Origin of the sequence: Kitasatospora aureofaciens (assembly GCF_001188955.3) — a bacterium.
In the GTDB taxonomy this organism is placed as follows: domain Bacteria; phylum Actinomycetota; class Actinomycetes; order Streptomycetales; family Streptomycetaceae; genus Kitasatospora; species Kitasatospora aureofaciens.
Window position 1 is genome coordinate 273,325 of the sequence record NZ_JPRF03000054.1, and the last position, 22,779, is coordinate 296,103.

Consider the following 22,779-nt stretch of genomic DNA (forward strand, 5'->3'; position numbering starts at 1 on the left):
CTCCTGCGCGACGGCGGCGACGAGGAGGCCTCCGGGCGGTACGGCGCACGCCCGCGATCGCTTGATCGCTAAGCTTCCCCGGGCGGGGCGGGGAACGACGGGCGACGACCTGGGAGGGCGGCGGCTTGCGGGACGGGTGGATCAGGGTGCCGGTCGGCGCCGACGCCGACCGGTGGGCGACGCGGAGCGGGTGCCGGCGGGTGCTGCTGATCGTGCACAACGTGACCTCGGCAACCCGGCTGCTCGACGTGGTCGGCCTGTTCCGGGACGACCTGCGCGTGCAACTGCTGGCCACCTGCCCGGGGACGTCGCCCTTCCGCTCCGGAACGTCCGAACTGCTGGCGGCGCTCGGCGTTCCCGTGCTGCCCTGGGAGCAGGCGCTGGACGTCGGGGCGGACCTGGCCGTCTCGGCCAGCTTCGGTGGTCAACTCCACATGGTCAAGGGGAGTTTGGCAGTGCTCTCGCACGGCGTTGGCTACAATAAGAGGCTCGCCACACCGGACACCGGACACCGGACACCGGACACCGGACACCGGACACCGGACACCGGACACCGGGCGCCCTCTGCCCTCGGTGCCGACACCGGCGCCGACCCCGTCTTCGGGCTGTCGCCCGAGTGGGTGCTCGCCGAGGACGGCGCACCCGTCGCCGACGCCATGGTGCTCTCCCACCCCACCCAGCTCGACCGGCTGCGCGAGTCCTGCCCGGAGGCGGCCGATACGGCGGTGCTCTGCGGTGACCCGTGCTTCGACCGGATCCTGGCCGCCCGCCCCCGCCGGAGGGCGTTCCGCCGGGCGTTGGGCGTCCGCCCGGGCCAGCGCCTCGTCCTGCTGAACTCGACCTGGAACCCCACCTCCCTGTTCGGCGACGGCGGCGACGACGGCGACGATGACGCGCGCGTGCGGGACGCGTCGAAAGGCGCGCCGTCGGACGTACTGCCGCTCCTCCTGTCACACCTGCCCGAGCTGCCCGTGGACGAGTACCGGATCGCCGCCGTCCTGCACCCCAACGTCTGGCACGGCCACGGCCCCGGGCAGATCAGGTTGTGGCTGGACGGCGCCGCCCGGGCCGGCCTGACCCTGGTCGATCCGGTGACGGACTGGCGGCAGGCGCTGATCGCCGCCGACGCCGTCGTCGGCGACTTCGGCTCGGTCAGCTACTACGCCGCCGCGATCGGCACCCCGGTGCTGGTCGCCGCGCCCGGCGTCACGGTCATCGAACAGGCCTCACAGATCGCCGAGTTCGTCCGCGAGGCACCCCGGCTGGACCCGTACGCCCCGCTGCGCCCCCAGCTCGACGCCGTCCTCACGGACGGCCGCGTCCCGCCCGGACCGGCGGCCCTCACCACGTCCTGCCCCGGCGAGTCCGCCGGGCGCTGCGGGAGCTGTTCTACCGGCTGATCGGCATCCCGGAGCCGGCCGCGCCCGCGCTGCTGGATCCGCTTCCGCTGCCCGCCCACCGGCCGGCCCGGGCCACGGCGCCGCTGCGGGTGCTCACCGAGGTGGGCCACCGGGAGGTGTCGCTGCGCCGGTTCGCCGCGGCCCGGTACGAGCCGGACGGCCCCGGCGACGGGCACCTGGCCGTGCACGAGGACACCCTCGACCCCGGCGCGCTGGACCTGGCCGACCTGATCCTCCAGCACACCCCGCCGGGCCGACCCGACGACCCTCGGCTCGGACCGCCCCGCCAGTGGGCGGCCGAGGTGCTGGACCGTCACCGCTCCTGCGCCCTGGCCGCCCTGGTCACCGGCCCCGACAGCTGTACGGCGGTCGACCGCACCGGCCGCGCCTGGGAGTTGACCGGCCACGGCCTCGATCCCGCCGCGGCCGCCTCCGCCCTGCTGGCCTGGCGGGCAGCACACTCCGGAGGAGTGGAACCCGCCGAGTTGGCGGTACGAAGTGGGGGCACCGTCCACCGGGTGGCGGTCACTCCGTCCCGTTGACCGTCCCGGCGCTCGGCCCGGCGCCCGTCCCGTTGCCTGTCCCGCTGCCCGTCCCGTTACGTCCCGTTGACGCACAGCGAGCGCAGCACCCCCAGCGGCGCGAGGTGGAACCGCGCGCCCTGCCGCTCCAGCAGGGTGCCGGCCTCGTCCAGCAGCGGCAGCGCCTGTGCGCCGTGGCCCTGCTCGATCAGCGCCTGGGCGAGGTCGGTGAGCGCCCGGGCGGTGTTGTAGCCCTCGCCGGTGCCACGGAAGAACGCCACCGCCTCCTCCAGTGCGGCCCGCGCCCGGTCGAAGCGCCCGAGGCCACGCAGCGCCCGGCCCCGGTGCCGGCTCAACAAGGCCCGGGCGCGCGGCAGATCGGCACTGCCGTCGCCGTCCGGACCGATGCCGTCGAGCAGGCCGACGGCCCGGTCGAAGCAGTCCAGGGCCTCGGTGTAGCGCCACTGCCGCAGCCGCAGCAGTCCCAGCGATTCGACGGCGGTGGCCTGGCCGCGCAGGTGCCCGTCCCTCTCCTCGGCCTCCGCCGCCAGCAGCAGCTGCCGTTCGGCCTCTGGGTACTCCTGCAACTCAACTAGGGCGAGGGCGAGTTGGCCGTGCATACGGCCGGCGAAGCGCGGGGCCGTCCCGGGCGCGGCGGCGGCCCGGGCACCGGCGCGCAGGGCGGGCAGCAGTTCGTCGTGCCGGCCCGCCTTGAGCTGGACGGCCCACAGTGCCTCGACGAGCTGGCAGACCAGCTCGGGGGCCGCGAACTCCTCGGCGGCACGGACGGCTTCGACCAGGTTGGGCAGTTCGGCACCGAGCGCGGCGAGCGCCTGCGCCTCGTCCGGGTAGCTGTCCGGGGAGCCCTCCGGGTAGCCGTTCCGGCAGAGGACGGCGTACAGCGGGCCGAGGTGCCAACGCTGCGGCAGCGCGGCGCAGTCGGCGGCGACGGCGAGGCGTAGCAGCGTGTCCACGGTGCGGGTGACGGCGGCGGCACACGAGGCCAGGCCGTCCTCGCGGACGGCCAGGGCCTCGGCGTGCCGGCGGACCAGCGGGCGGAAGTGGTGGCGGCCGTCGACGGCGGTCTCCAGCAGGCCCGCCTCGGCGAGTTCGGCCAGCGCGGTGGCCGCGCTCGGCTCGGCGAGGCCGGTGGCCGCCGCGGCGACCCGGGCGGTCAGTCCCGGCCAGGGGCGCAGGGCGCAGCGGCGGTAGGCGAGGGCGGCGTCCGGCGAGAGCTGCCGGTAGCGGTCCTCGGCGGCGGCCTCGGCCGGGTCGGTCGTGGCGGCCGATCGCCCGGCGGACGCCGGTCCGGCGAGCGCGGCCTCGGCCAGGCCCGGGGCGGCGGCGCGCAGGGCGAACGGGTAGCCGGCGCAGCGTTCCAGCACGCCGGGCAGCGCGGCCCGAGCGGCGGTGACGGCGTGCTTGCCCGCGACCTCGGTGAGCAGTCGGCGGGCGTCCTTGTCGGCGAGCGGACCCACCGGGATGTTGACCGCGTCCAGCCCGGCCAGCGGGCGGCGGGCGGTGATCACCGTGAACACCCCGGCGGCGGAGGTGAGCAGCGGCCGGAGCTGGGCGGCGGAGTGGGCGTGGTCGAGCACGACCAGCAGCCGGCGGGTGGCCAGCAGCGCCCCGAACAGGTCGGCGCGGTCCTCCACCGTGGCCGGCAGGTGCTCGGCGGGCACGCCCAGGCGGTGCAGGAAGCGGCGCAGTACGGTCGCCGGGTCGGCGGCGCCCTGCGGCCCGGCGGCGCGCAGGTCGGCGTAGAGCTGGCCGTCCGGGAAGCGGGCGGCCTCGCGGCTGCCCCAGTGGATCGCGACGGCGCTGGTGCCGATGCCGTCCGGCCCGTGCAGCAGGGCCTGCCGGGGTCGGCCGTCCGGCTTGCGGCCGCCCTCCTTGTCGAGGGCGGCGAGCGGCCCCTTGCGGTCGGTGAAGTAGCGGGTGGAGGCGGGCAGCAGGCGCGGCACCGCGCCCGGGCCGCTCGCGCCGCCCGCCCCGCCGGGCGGGACGCCGCCCGGAATGCCGGAGTGCACGCCGGAAGATACGCCGCTCATCCAGGCGGCCAGCGCACGGGCCTGCGCCGGGTCGTTGCGGGCCCCCTCGACCAGCAGCCGGGCGACGGCCTCCCGCTCGGTGGCCCCGGCGGGCGCCAGGACCTGGCGCCCGGTCGCCCGCTGCACCAGGCCGCCGAACGCCTCCCACGCCCACTTGCCGGCCTCCCCGGCCATCGACGAACTGACCGCCCCCAACACACCCGAGACCGCCGAGATCGACAGCGGATCGACCATGCCCCCACCACCCCCAGCACCACGCGCGGCAGGCTCCGCCCTCCGCCTACGTCTCCTGACCCGCCCAACGGTAGCGTCTCGCCCGCCCGCCTCCGGCCGGATGACGGTTCGTCAGGCGGGTCGATCGGTCACCGGTCGGCGCCGCACTCCGCGGACGGCCCGGGCGGCCCGGGCGAACGGCTGCTCCACCGTCGCGGCGGCCGGGGCCGCGCCGCCGTCCCCACCGCGGTCGGCGCCCCGCGCCGGCAGGTCGTTCGCGATCACGGCGGCCTCGGTCAACAGGCCGCGCACCTCGGCGGCCCGGTAGAAGATCCGCGTCCCCTCCCGGCGCGCCACCACCAGGCCCGCCGCGCGTAGCTTCGCCAGGTGCTGCGAGGTCGCGGCCACATGGGCACCCAGCAGCTCGGCCAGCTCGCTGACCGGCAGCTCCCGCCGGCTCAGCGCCCACAGCAACCGGTACCGCGACGGATCCGCCACCGCCTTCAGCACCGCCACCGCCCGCTCCGCCGCCTCGGCGTCCCAGGCCTCATCCTCCGCACCACCCATACCCCGATCGTACCGACGCCCCCGGGAAGCCCCCGCCCCCGCACAGGAAGCCGACCCCGCCGACTTCTCGCGCAACCAGCCCCGCGCCGCGCCCCACCCGTGACCGACAAGCGAGCCCCACCCCCCCCTGACGTAGGAAGTCGAACCGGCCGACTTCCTACGCCAACCTCGCCCCGGCAGACCAGGGACAGGCGGTAGGAGCGGACCTCCGGAAACCGCTGCGCAGAAAGTCGGACCGGCCGACTTCCTGCGCAAACGAGCGCCGTCGAGGCAGGACAGGAGAACCGGCGGCGGGGGCTGGCCATCGGAACCTCCGCGCAGGAAGTCGGCCCGGCCACTTCCTGCGCCGGCCAACACCCGCCCGGGAAGGCCGGGGGCCGGCGGTAGGGGCCTCCGGAAAGCCCGGCGCGGGGGCGCGGGCCGGGCAGCTTTGTGCGGCGGGGTGGCGGTAGGGCGGCCCTGGGCCGGAGGGGTCTACGGCTGGCGCGTTCCGTCGAGGTACGCGAGGACGGCGAGGACGCGGCGGTTGTCGTCGTCGGAGGCGCCGAGGCCGAGTTTGGCGAAGATGTTGGAGGTGTGTTTGCTGACCGCGCCCTCGCTGAAGTGGAGGCGTTGGGCGATGGCCGCGTTGGAGCGGCCCTCGGCCATCATCGCGAGGACGTCGCGTTCGCGCGGGGTGAGCATGGCGAGGGGCTCGTCGTAGGCGTTGCGGGCGAGGAGGCGGGTGATGACCTGGGGGTCCATGACGGTGCCGCCGGCGGCGACGGTGTGGACGGCGTCCACGAACTGGTCGGCCTTGGAGACCCGGTCCTTGAGCAGGTAGCCGACGCCGCCGGCGCCGTCGGCGATCAGTTCGCGGGCGTAGAGCTGCTCGACGTGCTGGGAGAGGACCAGGACGGGCAGGCCGGGCTGTTCGCGGCGGGCGGCGAGTGCGACCTGGAGGCCCTCGTCGGAGTAGGTGGGGGGCAGGCGGACGTCGACCACGGCGATGTCGGGGCGGTGTTCGGCGAGGGCGGCGGCCAGTTGGGGCCCGCTCTCCACGGCGGCGACGATGTCGTGGCCGTGGGCGCTCAGCAGCAGTTCCAGTCCGTCCCTCAGCAGGACGAGGTCCTCGGCGAGGACAACGCGCACGGCAGCTCCATGATCAGCCTGGTCGGGCCCCCCGGGGGGCTGGTCAGCGTGAGCGTACCGTCGAACACCGAAAGTCTGCGCTGGATGCCCCGCAGGCCGCTGCCGCCGGCGGGGTCGGCGCCGCCCCGGCCGTCGTCGGTGACCTCGGCGCGCAGCAGTCCGGCCGCGTGGCTGAGTTCCACCGTGGCGTGCCTGGCATCGCCGTGCTTGACCGCGTTGGTGAGCGCCTCGCTGACGGCGAAGTACACCGCCGACTCCACCGGGGCCTCGGCCCGGCCGGGCAGTTCGGCCCGGACGTCGACCTTCAGCGGCACGTCCAGTGCGAGCGCCCGTACCCCCTCGGCGAGGCCGCGTTCGGCGAGCACCGGCGGGTGGATGCCGCGCACCAGGTCGCGCAGTTCCTGCAGGGCCTGGGTGACGTTCTCCTGGGCGTCCGTCACCACCTGCTTCGCCTTCTCCGGGTCGCGGTCGATCAGCGGCACGACCGCGCCGAGCCGCAGGCTGACCGCGACCAGCCGGGCCTGTGCGCCGTCGTGCAGGTCCCGTTCGATCCGGCGCAGTTCGGCGGCCTGGGCCTCGGTGGCGTCCAGCCGGATCTCGGTGAGCTGCTCGACCCGCTGGGCGAGCCGGGAGCGTTCGGTGGGGCCGAGTAGGCTGCGGGTCCACCGGCCGTGCAGGTGCAGGGCGGGCCGGGCGAGGGCGAGTCCGGCGGGAACGAGAACGAGTCCGAGGAGCGGCCCGAGGAGGCCGGGCATCGGCAACAGACCGTAGCCGAGGCCGGGTTGGGGCAGGACGGGCTGCGCCAGCCCGTACAGGCCGTAGCCCGCCAGCAGCGGGGGCGTGGCCGCGACGGCGCCGCCGACCAGTGGGTCGGCGAGCAGCCAGCCGGCGTCGCGCCAGGTCGCCGGGTCGTTCCAGAGCCAGCGCAGGGTGCGGGCGAAGGACGCGAACCGGCGGTTCTTGTGGTAGTCGTGGCCGGTCCAGAACCAGCCGTGCAGGGTGCGTTCCAGCGGCGGGAGCGGCACGTACGGCACCGGTACGGGCACCTGCGACCAGTGGCCGGAGGCCCACCGGGCGGCGCCGGTGAGGGAGCGGACCACCCTGGTGGCCACCGGGAACAGCGGGACCATCCCGAGGCAGCCCCAGAGCAGGAACGAGACCAGGTAGAGCACGGCCAGCACCGCCCCGACCGGGACGAGGAGCGTGAGGACGGCGAGACGCCCGAGCGCCCGTACGGCGGTGCGCAGCGCCTCGGCGCCTCGGGACTGCGGGGTGCTCACGGGGCCTCCGGACGGGTCAGATGCTGGACGATCATGATGGCAGCGGGCCCCGTGCGCCTACTCACGGGCGGTGGCGTGCTTGGCCCGGATCAGCCGGTACACAACGAAGAGGCAGACCGTGCCCAGCAGGACGAACCCCGCCGCCACCGGCACCTGCCACTCCGGCGGCAGGTAGAGGGCCAGGAACCAGCTCCGGTTCGCCGGTGCGAGGAGCGACATCGCCAGCGCCACCCCGCCCTGCGGGGCGACGCTCAGCATTCCGACGGTGACCAGCAGCCCGGCGAGCGCCGTGCGGCGGCGGGACAGGCCGTCCAGCAGGTCCTGCTGCTCCTGCTCCTCCGGCGAGCGGGCCGGCGCCGGCTCCGTCCCCCGCCGCACGCCCTTGCGCATCACGTCGAGCAGCTCCGGCCCCCGGGTCTCCAGCCGGTGACGGGCCGCCCGGCCGAGCCACCCGGCGTACAGCAGTCCGGTGCCGAGGCCGACCGCCGTCCCCGCCCACCGCAGCGGCGCGTTGTGCAGCAGCGTGCCGGCCAGTACGACGCCGGCGGCGGGCAGGGCGGCGGCGAGCTGGAGCAGCAGCACGGCCAGGCTCTGCATCCGGGCCTGGTCGCCACTCTCGTCGCTGAAGCCGTCCAACGGGTTGCCGCCGGGCAGGTCCGGGAACGGTGCCGGGCCGAGCAGGGACGTCAGCGGGGTCAGGCCCGCCCCGGCGCCGAGCACGGCGGGCAGGGTGGCGAGCAGCCAGGGCCAGGCCCAGCCGTTGGGGACGGCGAGGGTGACGGCCACGGTGAGCAGCAGGGCGGCCGGCCCGACCACCAGCAGCCAGGCCCACTGCCGGGCCCGGACGTCGATCCGCTCGGCGCCGGGGGCGACCAGGGTCAGCCACAGGGCGCCGGCATCCAGGCCGTACAGGCTGGAGCCGAGCGCGCCGGCGTACAGCGCGAGAACGACACCGCTCCACGGCAGCACGGTGGAGAAGCCGCCGAGCATCGGCAGCAGACCGGTGAACAGGCCGCTCCACAGGGCGATCCGCAGGAACCGGGCCCGGCGCGGGTCGCGCGCCCACAGCCGCAGCTCCTTGCCGAGGACGGCGCCCGCGGGGCTGTCCGTGACGGCCCGCAGCCGGGCGCTCCGACGGGCGGCGCCACGGCGGGCAGCGGTCCGGCCACCGTCGGCCGTGCCGCGCGCCAGCTGGCGGGAGAGCAGGGCGGTCCAGGCGGCGAAGAGCAGCGCGCAGAGGGCGAGCAGTCCGCCGAGGCAGGCGCCGGCCAGGGCCCAGTCGGAGCGCCGGGCGGCGTCCACGGCGACCACCGACCAGCCGGACGGCAGAGCGCGTACGACCGTGCCGATCACCGGTGCCCAGTGGCCGCCGAGCAGCTCGAAGAAGAAGGCGAGACCGAACCAGCCCGTGTTGAGGAACCCGCAGACCAGCCCGACCAGCAGCGCGGAAAGCTCCCAGCCCAGCCGCGTACGGGCGACGCTGCCGAGGCACTGCAGGCTCAGCTTGGCGAGCACCACGACGAGCAGCAGCTGCAGCAGGGTGGCCGGGACGGAGACCAGCGCGGGCAGCAGGCCGAGCCCGGCGCCGAAGACGATCAGCACCGAGAAGGCGATGAGGCCGACGAGCGGGGTGATGCCGACGAACGAGGCGGCCAGCAGGCCGAGGGCGAGCCGGCGCGGGCGCTGCGGCACCAGCGTGAAGTAGGACAGCCGCAGGGTCGGGTCGCCGCCGGTGAGGGTCGGGCCGAGCGCCCAGCCGACGGTCCAGACCAGCAGCACCAGGGCGATCGTGCCGACGCCGGACTCGGGAGCGGGGAAGTCCACCAGGCCCAGCAGGGCGGTGCCGACGGCCGTCAGGACGCCGCCCACGCCCCCGGCGATCAGGCTCGCGGCCCGGGGGCCGGACATCGACCGGCGCAGGACGGCCAGCTTCATCCCGGTCAGAACGACCGCGGGGTTCAGGGGGCCGCCGGAGTGCCGGGGCCCGCCGGGGTGCCGGGGACCGCCGGGGTTCGGCACATCCGAGGGCTTCAGGACGCCAGCCACGACAGCCCCTCCTCCCCGCCCGTACGACCGCCCACCAGCTCGACGAAGACCTCCTCCAGCCCGCGCCCCGCCCGCACCTCCTCCACCGGCCCAGCCGCCGGCACCCGGCCCCCGGCGATCACCCCGACGTGGTCGCAGAGCTGCTCGACCAGGGCCATCACATGGCTGGAGAACACCACCGAGCCGCCGGCGGCGACGAAGCGCCTCAGGATGACCCGGATCGTCGCCGCCGACACCGGGTCGACGGCCTCGAAGGGCTCGTCCAGCACCAGCAACCGGGGCGCGTGCAGCAGCGCCGTCGCCAGACCGATCTTCTTGCGCATCCCGGTGGAGTAGTCGATCACCGGGGTCCGCCCGGCCTCGTCCAGCTCCAGGACCGCCAGCAGCTCCTCGGCCCGGGCGTCCACGGTCGCGGACGGCAGGCCGCGCAACCGGCCCAGGTAGTGCAGCAGTTCGGGCCCGGTGAGCCGCTCAGGCAGCATCATGCCGTCCGGCAGCACCCCGACCAGCGCCTTGGCCCGCACCGGGTCGCTCCACACGTCGACCCCGAAGACCGCCGAGCTACCGGCGTCCGGCCGCAGCAGGCCGACCGCCATCGACAGCGCCGTCGTCTTGCCCGCCCCGTTCGGACCGACCAGCCCGTAGAACGAACCGCTCGGCACCACCAGGTCCACCCCGTCCACGGCGGTGTGCCCACCGAACCGCTTCCGCAGCCCAACCAACCGCAGCGCGGGCGCCCCCTCCGCCACCGTTCCCTTCACAACGCCCTCCCCGAACCCGATCCCTTACACCCGCCCCGTCCCGGGGCGGCTCGTGATCGAATCTAGGGACCGCAGATCAGCGGCAGAATCCAGCTGCACCCCGGTTGGGGGTGGGGCTGGACCCACCCCCGGGCCACGGACGACAGGAAGGTGCCCCGCCTCCCATAAAGGGAGACGGGGCACCGCCGGTCATGGCCGACCGCTCAACACTGCGCTGGCGGGCCGACCTTGTCCATGTTGAGGTCGAGGCGTTCCTCGGCCGACTCGCTGCCCCGACGGACCGCCACCTTGTACTCGCCCTGGAGGTTCCTCGGGATTGCGACGGTGTAGACGGTGCGCAAGGCGCCCGCAAGGTCGGCTGAGTACACCTTCAGGACCGGGAAGTCCTTTCCCTGACAGGACAGATGGTCGACCGCCTCCCCGCTGGCGACCAGCCGGATGGCCCACGAGGATTCTCCATGGTGGTCGGTCAACCCGCTGTCCTCGAAGACGTCGACCCCGGGAACCGGTGCCTCCGCCGTCCGCTTCGCGGTCTGACACATCCCGGCCGTGACGGTCTCCGATGCGACGCAGAGATCGCCGGTCCTCTCCGACACCCAGATCAGCTCCGGCCCGTGCGCGCCGTCGTACTCGGTGAACCGGCCACCGGCCGGCGCCGTCCCGTTCTCCGTCGCGAACTTCAGGACCAACTTCTTGATGTTCTCCGGAAATGCCGGACGGGCAGTGACCGTCGCCGCACCGCCACCCGCGGCGGTCGGCCCGCCACCTCCGGGCAGCGAAGCGCACGAGCTGACGCCGCACACCAGGCCCACGAGTACCACACCGAGCTTCACAGGACGTCCCGCCACGTGGCTCATCCTCCTTCCTCATGAAGTCGTTTCTCCATGCCGTCCCGCGACCGCGCCGTCACCTGTCGACGTGCATCTCGGGCGGCGAATCGAAGGTAACGCGGTTCCAGCTGACGAACTGAATGGTCGACCACTCCTTCCGCGTCACCGTCCCGTTCTTGTGGTAATAGGTGGTCTGGTAGGAATTCTTGTGGAACAGCGGCGCCCACCCATATTCCTGTCCGGCCTTGACCTTCACAGGCTCCGTCATAGTGACCGTGTTCGCATCGGTCGTGGCGTCGGTCGTCTGGCTGCCCGTCTCGGTGGTGGTGTTCCAGTTTCCCTCGGCCTCGATCTTGACGACGTCCCAGGCCTCCAGCGATCCGGCGATCTTCCGGCCTTCGGACTTGGTGGTCTTGTCAGCGAGTTGCTTGGTCCACTGCTTGGTCTTCGACCTGCTCTCGGTGAGCTGTTTGACCGTGTCCTCCTTTGCCATCTGCACCTCTGCCCCGATGTTCATGTTGAGATAGTCGTCCCACGTCTTCTCGGTGGAGGTGGCCACGACATCGTCGCCGCCCGAGGGCATGTCCTTGATCACGTCGGAGGCGGGGACCGGCTTCAGCTTCTTGTTGTTGGCGGGGCTGCCTGCCGGCGGCGCACCGTGGATGTACGTCTCGTAGCCCGCCCGGCGGGTGGCCTCCCCGGCCTTGATCTCGGCGACGACCTGGTTGTAGATCGGGCTGTCCTTGGAGGTGTCGATCACGGTCCCATGGTTCGTGCACACGGCCATCCCGTTGGCACACTCCTCCAGGGCCAGACCGGTGGGGTCCGAGTAATTCACGGGGTTCCCGTTCGCATACCCGTAGGCGTTCCACTGATTCGGGTCATCGGGGAGCATCAGCGGGTCGGCGCTGAGGAAGCGGCCGGTGCTGGGTTGGTACTGGCGGGCGCCCAGGTTGGTGAAGCCGGTCGCGTCGTCCTTCAGGCCGTTGACGAAGCCCTTGTCGCCGGCCCAGGAGTTGGCCGCGCCGGAGCCGCGCAGCACTCCGAACGGGTCGGTCCACCGGCGGGTCTCGCTGGTCGTGGCCGAGTCGATGGACAGGGTGCCTGTCCCGTGGTTGTCAGTGAACTGGTAGGTGAGCTTGGTCGGGCCCTGGCGGACGAGGGTGACGCCGCCGGGCAGGGCGTAGTAGCGGGTCCCGGTGCTGGTCTTGGAGCCGCTGTCGTAGGTGAGTTCGTCTCCGTCGCCGAGGTTGACGGTGACCTTGCCGGGGTTGCGGCGGATCAGCTGGTTGCCGTCCGCGTCGTAGACGTAGGACGTCGTGGCGCTACCCTGCTTCAGCGTCGCGAGCTTGCCCTCGACGTCCCAAGTCAGGTCCGCACCGTTGGCCGCGTCCACCGTCGTCCAGGTGTGGGAGTCCCACTTCGGCACCCAGCCCGGCGCGTACACCATGAACTTGCCGTCGTCCTGAACGACCGCGAAGTACTTGCTGTTCGGGCCGACCCACGACTGGGAGGACCACAGCGGCACGCGCTGCGGGTCGTAGACGACGAAGTTGCCGTCGTCCTGCATCGTCGCCCACGCACCCGGATGGTTCGCGGTGTTCGTCGACCACGTGACCAGCCCGGTCCGCAGCGACGTCAGCACCAGGTTGCCGTCGGTCTGCATCGTGAGCTGCACGCTGCTGGAGCGCACCGACTCGCCCGGGTTGAGGACGAAGCCGGCGCCCAGGGTCTTGTTCGCCCCCGGGTTCGCGATCTTCGTCGTGTTCCCCGCCGCGTCGTACTGGTAACCACCCGGTGTGCTGCCGTTGTTGGGGAAGGTGGACTTGACCGTGGTCGGGACGTGCACACCACCGGTGCCGCCGCCCGTGCCCGCCGCCGAGGTCGGCGCGTTGCGCGAGCCGGCCGCCGGGAAGACCTGGTCGATGGCCAGGTCCTTCGACTGGTCGCCGGTCGGGTTGTGCATGACCAGCCGGGTCCGGTTGCCGACCGCGTCGTAGGTGTAGTCCTGCCAGTACGGCGCACTGCCACCGACCGTCGTCGTCCCGGCCGTCGAAGCCCCGCTCGTGGGAGTGGAGTTGGCGCAGGCGCCCTGCCCGGCCAGCGACGGGGTCGGCTGGTTCAGATTCCCGGTGTCCGACCACGCCGTCGTCACCCGACCGAGGTAGTCATAGGTGAAGCACTGCAGGTCCGTCTGGTCCGGACTGTTGTCCGGGACCGTACGGATCGCCGTGATCCGACCCGCCGGGTTGTACGCGTACGTGGTGTTCTGGACCGTACCGGTCGTGGACGTCTGCTTGTCCACGTACTGGGTCAGCAAGCGGCCCGTCGACTCGTCGTACGTGTTCGTCGCCACGACCTGGGTGCCCCAAGGGTTCACCGTGTCACGGACGTTGCGCCCGTACGCGTCCCAGTCAGCCTGCCGCAGATACGTGTACCCCGAACCACTGACGTCGTTGAGCTGACCGTAGTCCTCATAGTTGTAGTTCACCGCCTCCTGCGCCAGATCACCCGCCGCAGCCCGGCCCTCCGACACGATCGAACCACTGAGCGGATTGAAGGCCGCCGTGTAGTCGAAGGTCACCTGCCCGGTCTTGCCGATCTCCGCACCCGGAATGGAGACCGAGGTCTTGGTCGCCCGGTACGCCACGTCGTACTCACCGACCGACTTGGTGTACGCCGCACCGCCCGCTCCACCGACGTACCGGGTCGACGCCGTCGGCTGCCCCTTCACAACCGTGTCGTAGGTGTAGCCCGTCAACTGGTTCCCCGGAGCCACCGAACCGTTGAACGTCCCCGTCTTGCGACCCAGCAGGTCGTACGTGATCACGACCGTCTGACCACGCGCATCCATCGTCGACGCCAACCGCCCCGCACCGTCGTAGGTTCGCGTCGACACACCCGTGTCCGGATCGTCGGCGCGCACCACCCTGCCGCGCTGGTCGTAGCCAAAGCTCCAGGTGTTCCCAGCCGGGTCCACCCGGGTCGCCGCCTGACCACCAGGCGTGTAGGTGTAGTTGGTGACGTCCGCGTCAGCCGGGTTACCCGTCGCCGAAGCCGTCCTGTACTGCCACAACTGTGTCTTGCGCCCACGCGCGTCCGTAACCGTGCTGGTGGCCGTCGCACCCGCAGGCGGCGACACGTCCACCCGGTCCGCACCGGGATACGCCGTCGTCGTCGTGGTCTGCACCTTCCCCAGCGCCACGAACTGCGTGCTCACCGCACGCCCCAGACCGTCGAACTGCACCACGCTCTGGCTCGGCACCATCGCGCCGTCCGGGATCCACCGGGTCGTGTTCGGCTTGTTGGTGTCCTCGTAGTAGGTGCTGAAGGTACGGCCCACCTGCCCCTGAGAGTCATAGAACGTGTCCGCGATCAGCCGGCCCTGGTACGCCGAGACCGCCGGATCGCGCTGCGTCTGCACGCCACGGCCGAGACCATCGAGGATCTGCGTCGACGTGCCGTAGGCGGTACCACCCGGTCGCAAGGTCTTCGTCGTGACAGTGGACGGCGACTGGGTACCGCTGACGGCGTAGTCGAAGGTGACGCTCGCACTCGCCCCGGTGTCGCGCCCAGGAATCCAGAGCGCCCGAAGGCGACCCAGGCCGTCGTACGCCTTGGTCGTGGTGCGGCCGTTGAGATCAGTGGCGGTGAGTGGCAGGGCGCGGCCCGGGTCGACCGTGACCGTGGACGTCCGGGGCGTACCCGCATCCGGCGCACCGGCCGGCGCCGGAGTGCCCGTGACCACCTTGTTCGGCACCTCGCCCGGATTCGCCGAACTGTACGCCGTCGTCGTGATGGCACCGTTCGGGTTGGCGCTGTCCGTGACCGTTGGTCCGGCCACTGAGGTGACCCGGCCGTAGGCGTCATACGTGCTGGTCGTCGTGGTGACGTACTCGGCAGTGCCCCCGCCGTCGTAGCGGTCCAGCACCTGGGTACCGGTGACCTCACCCTTGGCTCCCGCACCGCCGAAGCCCTGGCCATCGAAAAGCGTGCGCGTGGCGGACACCGTATTGACCGAAGTCTGGTCGGCAGTACAGGCGTTGGCGCCCGACACCACGAGCACTTCGGATACCAGGCCGGTCATCTGCGAGTTGGCACCGGTCGCGTAGCTGTTACGCGTACAGACGTCCGGTGTACCGTCTGCGGTGCTCAACGAGCTGATGACCCTGTCGTTGTTCGCCGGGTCGCTCGTCGTCACCGTCGATGAAGTACGGGTACCGGTCGTGGTCTTGGCAGTCGTGGTCGAGGTCACCCTGGTGGCCTGGAACCGGGCGACGAGGTCCGGCAGGCCCGCGCGGTTGTGCGTGGCCTTAACTGCGGGAGCCTCATAGGCATTGACGGTATACGAAAGCGGCGATGCCACGTCGGCCGAAGCGTCCGGGTAGGTGTCCGTCTCCAGGACCTGCCCCGCCAGCCAGTCGGAGTCGGGCCGGTTTCCGCTCTTCACCCCGGCGATCGAGGCCGCCCTGGGCTTGCCGTCGGACTTGATGTCGCCGTCCATGCCTTGGTAGTAGCTGGTCGTCGACTTCGACTGCGGGCCGTCCTTGCCCGACCCCGTCACCGCGGTCACGCTCGCGAAACCGCGGAACTGGTCCCAGGTCCGGTAATCGGACTCGACCAGCGGACTGTCGTTGCGGCGCCACGCGGCCGGACCGTAGGTGTAGGAGGTGGTCATCGGCACAGAACCGGCGATGAGGTTGCCGTTCGGGTCGACGGTGACCGTGTCGACCGGGTAGCGCAGGAACCAGTCGTCCACCGTGGACTGCAGCTGCGGGTCGAACCACCTCACGTTGAAGCAGGCCATGGTGTCGCTGTCCGCCGAGCCCGGCATCCGCCCGGCCGCGCGCGAGCACGAATCCTTGGTGTAGGAGACCGTGATCGTGCCGCCGGTCTCATTGGTGATCACCGCCATGCGCGGCCGGTTGTAGCGCGGACGCGCCGGCACCAGACCGTCCACCCGGTTCGGCAGCAGCAGGTCCGCGAAGGTGACCTCAGGAAGCGACTGCTCGGCCTGGCCGTTGGCGGTGTCCTTGCCGGTCCGCTTCACCGACTGCAGCCACGCGATCGGCGCGTTCTCCGTCGCGTTCTGCGGCGTCTTGAAGACGTGGGTGAACTCGTACTTGTCCACCGGACGGTAGGAACCCCCGGAACGGATCGAGGTCGTGATCCCGTTCAGCCACCGCGTCGACCAGTACGTGGGGCCATAGTTGGTGCAGGCGCCGCTCTCCTGGCACAGCTTGTCGAGCGGAGCGTCCGGCCAGTTGGCGGCGTTCGCCGCGGTCCGCTGCGACGGGTCACACGCCGCGGCCCCCGAGACGCACCGCTCACCCGAGTCGAAGTCGACCCGGGCCGCCGCCTGGTACGAGCCCCCCGCGCCCAACTGGTCGGACAGCAGCTGCCCGTACGTGATCGCCGACAGCACCCCGCCCCGCGTGTACGGGGTGTTCGTTCCCTTGCCGCCGTTCTGCGCCCCGCCGCGCGCGTACCAGTTGATCTCGGGAGTGTAGGAGTACGTGGTCAGGTTGCCGTGCGTGTCGACCACGTAGTCCAGATTCCAACGCCAGGCCGTCTGGCACCACGAGCCCTTGCCCTTCGACCCGTCGTAACACGGGTCACCGGGGTTCGGCGAGTACACCGGCACCGTCCACGCCGACTTGCTCTCCGGCCCGACCTTGCTCGGCGAACCATCTGCCGCCGGAAGCTGGTTGAGACCGAGGTAGTACACCGTCCCGAAGGTGTCCGTCACCTTCAGGTACGAACCGTTCCACGTCCCGTTGTTCGCACCGGTCAGGAACTCGACCTTCGTCCCGTCATCGTCCTTCAACCGCCAGGTGCACTTCGACTGCTCATCGGTCGCGGTACCACTAACGCACGAGGCATCGTCCGGTACCAGCTCACCAGAATGCCCACCCAACGACAGCGACAGGTTCGGCCCTCCCCAGCACTGGTCCGCCGAACCCGTGATCCCTGCCTTGTCGCACACCCCGTACGAACGCTCGACGAAACCCGCGCTCAGGTCCCAGCCGTCACCGATCCAAGACGCCTGCGCGTTCGTGGACGCCGTTTTGCCGTCCACCGACGCCGAGTCGTATCCGAGGGCCAGCGAGGGCGCCGACCCGCCGAGCGAGGGCGGCACCACGATCGGGTAGCTGTACGTGAACGACCCCGACGAGCTTCCGGCCGTCCACTTCTGACTGGAAGCCAACGGCGTGGCGCTGTAGGTGCCCGTCCCGCCCGAAGGCGTGGCGTCCAGCGCCAGCAGCACCTGCCCCGGCGCGGCGAGCGACTCCGCCGCGACGGCGGACTCCGTCCGTGCGCCCTTCGACTTGCCACCCGCGGCCGGTAGATCGACATCCGCCACCAGCCGTTTCGCCTGCTCGTCGTAGCGCGACGCGACCGGCGTGCGAGTCCGACAACCTTCGGCGGACGGTGTGGTCAGCGCGCACTCGGGCAGTGCCACCAGCCGCGCGCGGGGGGCGAAGTCGCCGCCGACGCCCAGCGCTCCGAGATCGAGACCGACCTGCACCTTGCCGGCCTCGGCCGCCTCACCCCTCGACAGCGCGACGATCGTGCTCTGCGCGCCCTTGTCGGCCTCGGCAGGCGGCGCCACGACCTTCACCCGCACGAGCACGGCTGACGTGACGTCACCTCCTGCCACCGGCGCCAGCCAGACTGGCAGGTCGCCCGCCTGCTTCGATGCGCCGGTTCTCGGGTCCAGCGCGACGTCCGCGCTGCCCTGCTTGGGCTGCGGCACCGACTTCGGCGGCACCCAGTTCGGTGAACCGGTCTGCGGCGCCACCGACTTCACCTTGTCCGTCGCGCCGCGCACCGAGGCCGTCTTGGACAGTGGCGTGCCGGGCGGTGACCAGATCCGGTCCTTGTCCGCGCCGCCCCCGGGCGCCGCAACGGCACTGCCGAGCGGAGCCGCCAGGACGGTCAGCACGGCAAGTGTGCTCAACACCGCCAAACGGGATTTTCGCCACCGCGACGGCGAAGTCTCCCACCCGGCATCACCGGGTGGTCGTTCGGGAAAAGAGGACATTTCCACCCCCATGAGAAGTCCGCACCGCGGCTCGGCGCGGACAGGTCTCGCTGGAGGGTAGGGGGCTAACGATCCAGCAGTCGAGCGGCTTGAGGATCCTCTGAGGTAGTGATTGAGATCACAGTCGAACGAAATCGGCGGACGGCCCGTCAAAGCGGACATCAAGCGCGGCAAGTCAATTGACGATGAACCAGCAATGCGGCAGCTTGCTGCAATACCTCCGCAGACGATCCGATTACCACCGGAGTCCGCGGCCGATCTCACACACCTCTCCTCGAAGGGGCTTCACCATGCCCGCTCCCTCCGGAGCCTCCTCCGGCATGCGCAGAACCAGGCACCCGTCGCGGCGCTCCTACGCCGTCGCGGTCGGCCTGGCGCTCGCACTGACCTCGCTCGGGCCGGTCACACCGCTGGCGTTCGCCGGCGACTCCCCGTCCGGCACGACCCCTGGAGCCGCCTCCGGCATCCCGAAGGCACTGGCCGACCAGATCTCCGCCGGTGACGCCAAGTTCGGCGGCGAGAAGCCCCAACTCCCCGGTGACAAGGCCCTTGCGGAAGCGAAGCGGACCGGGAAGCCGGTTTCCGTAACAGAGTTGACCGACGAGTCCAGCGAAACCGTCGCCCTCCCCTCCGGCCACTTCTCCCGTACCCAGCACGCCGAACCCCAGCGGGTGAAGCAGAACGGCGCCTGGGCGGACCTGGACGGCACCCTGGTCCCCGACGACCAGGGCGGCTACCGGCCGAAGACCGCCGTCGCGGGCGTCCACCTGTCCGGCGGCGGCAGCGGCCCGCTCGGCACCCTCACCAGCCCGGACGGCGAGTCCCTCACCATCGACTCGCCCTTCCCCCTGACCAAGCCGACCCTCGACCCGGGCGGCCAGGCGCTCGTCTACCCGGAGGTCGCGCCCGGCATCGATCTCAAGGTCACCGCCTCCAAGCTCGGCGGCCTCTCAACCGTCCTCGCCGTCAAGACCGCCGAAGCGGCGAAGAACCCGGCTCTGAAGACGGTCCGCTTCCCCACCAAGGCCAAGGGCGTCACCGTCAAGGCCGACGACGCCGGAAACCTCACCGCCACGGCCAAGGACGGCAAGACCCGCTGGCATGCCTCCACTCCGCAGATGTGGGACAGCACTGTCGCGGCCACCAGCACTCCCGGCACGCCCAAGGGCAAGGCCTCCGCCGCCCAGCGCGACGGCGACGACCCGCGCCAGGACCAGGACCGGAACAGCACCGCCGAAGGCCCCGGAGCCGGCGCCAAGGTCGCCACTATGAAGACCACGGCCTCCGGCGACGCCGTCGAGCTGACCACCGACGACTCCGTCCTCGGCAAGGGCCAGGGACCCTGGTTCATCGACCCGGGCTGGCTCTACGACCGCCGCGAAGCCAACGCCTGGACCTGGACCCAGTCCCAGTACCCGGGCACCTCCAATATCGGCCGCACCGTCGCCAACTCCGGTGACCAGTACGCGCAGCCGGGCGTCGGCTACCAGGGCTGGCGGACCGACAAGGGCATCGAGCGCTCCTACTTCCAGTTCGACACCCGCTGGTACAACGACATCGTCATCAACAAGGCGGTGCTGTCCGTCTGGGAGGCCAAGTCCTCCGACATGTCCTGCACCAACCAGTACCAGGTCGACCTCGCCCTCACCGGGCCGATCGACAACAGCACCACCTGGAACAACTCCCCCGGCGTGGTGGCCTGGTCCGGCTCGGCGAACGTCGGCGGTGCGGGCCAGAACGGCTGCGGCGGCAACACCCAGTTCGACTACGACGTCACCGGCGTCTACCGGCAGTACGCGCCCAGCCACGACACCCTCACCTTCGGCCTCTTCGCCCACAACGAGTCGGACAGGATGGCGTTCAAGCGCCTGACCTACAACCCCGCCGTCGTGGTCGAGTACGACCGGGTGCCCAACACCCCGACCAACCCGTACGTCTGGCCCGCCCCCTCGACGGCCGTGCCGTGGGCGGAGAACCAGGGATGCGACGGCAACAGCATCGGCTGGATCAACTCCGACGCCGGCTTCCCCGGTTACGTCACCCTCAACGCCAAGGTCAGCAGCAACGCGCAGTCCTCGCTGTACGGCTGGATGCACATCTGGGACTACGCCGACCTCAGCGCCGACGTCGACTCCGGCTACACCGCCGAGGTGCCCAACGGCGGCAACGCCGGCTTCCAGGTCAAGCAGGGCGTCATCAAGGACGGCCACGTCTACGGCTGGGGCGCCATGGCCTCCGACAAGCTGGTCCAGCTGTCCGCCTCGACCCCGATGTGCCGCTTCGGCGTCGACCTGACCCCGCCGACCATCTCCGTCCCGAGCGTCTACAACGTCCTGTCGGCCGCCGAGCTGGCGGACAAGTTCCCGCCGTCCGGCAACGGCCAGGTCACGAAGAAGCACGTCGGCGAGCAGGGCCTCGTGCCCTACACCGCCACCGACCCCGCACCGGGCGGAAACGCCTCCGGCGTCATCTGCGCCCGCTGGGGCTGGGACCCGCAGCTCGGCAACGTGAGCTGGTCGTGCGGCGGCTCCATGCCCAAGGACGGGATTCCGGTCACTCCCGGCCGTTGGGGCACCAACATCCTGTACATGCAGGTGATGGACAACGCCCGTAACGTCTCCCCTGTCGCCCAGTACTCCTTCTACGTACCGTGGAACCCGGACGGCCCGCCGCCGGTCTTCGGTGACGTCACCGGCGACGGCGCGCCCGACATCCTCACGGCCGACCAGGCCGGCTACCTGCGCGCCTACGACGCCCCGGGCAACCCGAACGCCAAGAGCCCGTCCGTCTCCCCCGTCTCGACCCCGGCCGAGGCCCCGGGCGGCAAGAGCTGGACGGGCGTCCAGCTCACCCACCGCGGCACCCTCACCGGCGGCAACAACATCGACGACGTCATCGCCCACGCCACCGGCGACCCCGAACTCAAGCTGTACCCCAACCCCGGCAACACCGGCGTCTACGGACGCGTCGACAAGCCGGTCGCCCTCGCCAAGCCCAAGTGCGCCAAGACGTCCACCGAGGACTGCTCCTGGCTGACCGCCGCCGGCTACAACGCCAACGACTGGTCCACCACCCTGCGCATCGCCGCCCTCGGCGACCCGGTCAACGCCGACCTCGACCCCAAGCTCGGCTTCAAGAACAAGACCGGCCTGCTGACCGTCGAGTCCACCAACAACGGTGCCGACGCGGCCCTGTGGTACTACCCGGCGACGAACGCCAACACCCTGGGCAAGCCCGTCCAACTCGCCGCCTCGGGTTGGAAGGACAAGGAGCTCATCACCCCCGGCGACTGGGCCAAGCAGGGCCACCCCGGCCTGTTCACCCGCAACCTCGCCGTCACTGCCGACGGCGGCGCCAAGGACGACCTCAACGGCATCACCTTCAACACCAGCACCGTCCTCGGCACCGACAACCAGGGCCAGCCGATCAACGACCCGTCCGGCAAGCCGCTCATGGTCCCGACCCTGACCGGCATCGCGACCTCGACCAAGATCGGCGGGGTGCCCAGCGACACCTGGACCACCCTCGGCTCCGACGGTGACCTCACCGGCAACGGCAACTCCACCCTGTGGGGCAAGAAGGCCGACGGCACCATCGACATCTGGTGGGGCAAGCCCACTACCCCCGGCACCCCGACCGCCGGCTACACCTGGCAGGTCGGCCCCAGCACCATCGCCAACACGGCCGTCAACCCGGCCCAGTGGGCGCTGGACGGCCGCACCGGCGGCGACACCGGGGACACCAACAAGCTGTACAAGAACGGTGACGCCCCGGGCACCACCTACCCGACCGGAGCCACGCTCACCGACGACCACAACCGCGCCGCCAACAAGGCCACCTCCTTCGACGGGGCGTCCGTCTACCGCACCACCGCACCCGTCAACGCCGGCGCCGTCAACCCCGGACTCGACACCTCCCGCAACTACAGCGTCTCGGCCTGGGTGAAGGTCAACAACACCAACGGCTACCAGACCGCCGTCTCGCTCACCGGCGACGTCGCCAGTCCCTTCTACCTGCAGTACTCGAAGGTGTTCAACAACTGGGCCTTCGTCGCGCCGAGCAACGACAGCCAGAGCCCGACGGCCTGGTACTCCGCCTACGACCGCACCGGCCGCACCGGCGTCACGGTCGGCCAGTGGACCCACCTGACCGGCACGTTCAACGCCGACACCTCGACGATCACGCTGTACGTCAACGGCAACGCCGTCGGCACCGACAAGATGCCCGCCGGTTGGAAGCCGGCCCCCGGCAGCCTGAACGTCGGAGGCGTCACCTACAACAAGGCCACCCCCGGCGACCTGCTCAACGGCGCGATCAGCGACGCTCGGGCCTACCCGTACGCGCTGACGGACCAGCAGGTCAACACGCTCGCCACCACCGACTCGTCCATCCAGATCCGCAGTGCGGTCGACAGCGGCAAGTGCCTCGACAACTGGGGGGGCTCGGCCGGAGCCCCGCTGCGGATCTACGACTGCTGGAACGGCGACAGCCAGCACTTCACGATGACCAAGGACAACCGGATCAAGCTCCCGGTCTCCGGGCGCTGCCTGGGCACCGCGGACAGCCCGGCCGTCAACGGCACCGCAGTCGTCGCGCAGGACTGCGGCAGCAACCCGGGCGCCCAGACCTGGGTCCGCCGCTACGACAACTCGCTGTACAACCCCGGCTCCGGCCTCTGCCTCGACCTCCACGGCTGGAACACCACCAACGGTCAGGGCCTGGACGTCTGGCAGTGCGCGGACCAGGCCAACCACCACTGGATCTTCGAGGCCCAGCAAACGGTCTGACGGCCCCGGGAACCACCGCGGCCCCTCGTCGAGCCACCGCTCGACGAGGGGCCGCGCCGTTCTGCCGGCAGCGGTCGCTGATCGCAGGCGGGGTGTCTTCGACGAATCCCTCAGTACCACCCGGTGTGATCAACCGGGATCTCCGAG

Annotated in this window: 11 protein-coding genes; 3 read left to right on the plus strand and 8 right to left on the minus strand. The window is 71.6% G+C overall.

Features of this window, described 5'->3' with window-relative positions; translation table 11 throughout:
• Positions 1-221 precede the first annotated feature (221 nt).
• Complete coding sequence (locus HS99_RS48225) at positions 222-1,400, plus strand: hypothetical protein (protein ID WP_305953130.1); 1,179 nt, start codon at positions 222-224, stop codon at positions 1,398-1,400.
• 89 nt (positions 1,401-1,489) lie between these two features.
• Positions 1,490-1,942: a hypothetical protein gene (locus HS99_RS48230; protein WP_305953131.1), complete on the plus strand. Its 453-nt coding sequence runs from the start codon at positions 1,490-1,492 to the stop codon at positions 1,940-1,942.
• 56 nt (positions 1,943-1,998) lie between these two features.
• Here the strand turns inward: HS99_RS48230 and HS99_RS31275 are convergent, their stop codons facing one another.
• The 8 genes from HS99_RS31275 to HS99_RS31310 all read right to left on the minus strand — a co-directional run bounded on the left by HS99_RS31275 (position 1,999) and on the right by HS99_RS31310 (position 17,746).
• Positions 1,999-4,206 (minus strand): tetratricopeptide repeat protein, encoded by a 2,208-nt coding sequence (locus tag HS99_RS31275; RefSeq protein WP_030289968.1) that lies wholly within the window; start codon positions 4,204-4,206, stop codon positions 1,999-2,001.
• Positions 4,207-4,317: 111 nt separating this feature from the next.
• Positions 4,318-4,752 (minus strand): ArsR/SmtB family transcription factor, encoded by a 435-nt coding sequence (locus HS99_RS31280; RefSeq protein ID WP_030551882.1) that lies wholly within the window; start codon positions 4,750-4,752, stop codon positions 4,318-4,320.
• A 474-nt stretch (positions 4,753-5,226) separates the two neighbouring features.
• Positions 5,227-5,883 carry a LuxR C-terminal-related transcriptional regulator gene (locus HS99_RS31285; RefSeq protein WP_030289971.1) on the minus strand — a complete coding sequence of 219 codons (657 nt, stop codon included), beginning with the start codon at positions 5,881-5,883 and terminating at the stop codon, positions 5,227-5,229.
• Entirely contained in the window at positions 5,847-7,163 is a 1,317-nt protein-coding gene (locus HS99_RS31290; protein WP_232543096.1) for a sensor histidine kinase, read from the minus strand. The genes HS99_RS31285 and HS99_RS31290 overlap by 37 nt, the downstream gene beginning before the upstream one ends.
• A 57-nt stretch (positions 7,164-7,220) precedes the next feature.
• Complete coding sequence (locus HS99_RS43655; RefSeq protein WP_050366483.1) at positions 7,221-9,209, minus strand: hypothetical protein; 1,989 nt, start codon at positions 9,207-9,209, stop codon at positions 7,221-7,223.
• The gene (locus HS99_RS31300) at positions 9,194-9,970 is read right to left on the minus strand and encodes an ABC transporter ATP-binding protein (protein ID WP_232543095.1); all 777 of its coding nucleotides are present in this window, start codon (positions 9,968-9,970) and stop codon (positions 9,194-9,196) included. The genes HS99_RS43655 and HS99_RS31300 overlap by 16 nt, the downstream gene beginning before the upstream one ends.
• A gap of 203 nt (positions 9,971-10,173) precedes the next feature.
• Positions 10,174-10,818: a hypothetical protein gene (locus HS99_RS31305; RefSeq protein WP_141763853.1), complete on the minus strand. Its 645-nt coding sequence runs from the start codon at positions 10,816-10,818 to the stop codon at positions 10,174-10,176.
• A gap of 58 nt (positions 10,819-10,876) precedes the next feature.
• A complete protein-coding gene (locus HS99_RS31310; RefSeq protein ID WP_050366484.1) occupies positions 10,877-17,746 on the minus strand; it encodes an RHS repeat-associated core domain-containing protein in 6,870 nt (2,289 codons plus the stop codon).
• 419 nt (positions 17,747-18,165) lie between these two features.
• Between HS99_RS31310 and HS99_RS31315 the strand changes: the two genes are divergently transcribed.
• Positions 18,166-22,632, plus strand: coding sequence for a LamG-like jellyroll fold domain-containing protein (locus HS99_RS31315; RefSeq protein ID WP_030551886.1), 4,467 nt, complete (start codon positions 18,166-18,168; stop codon positions 22,630-22,632).
• Positions 22,633-22,779 lie beyond the last annotated feature (147 nt).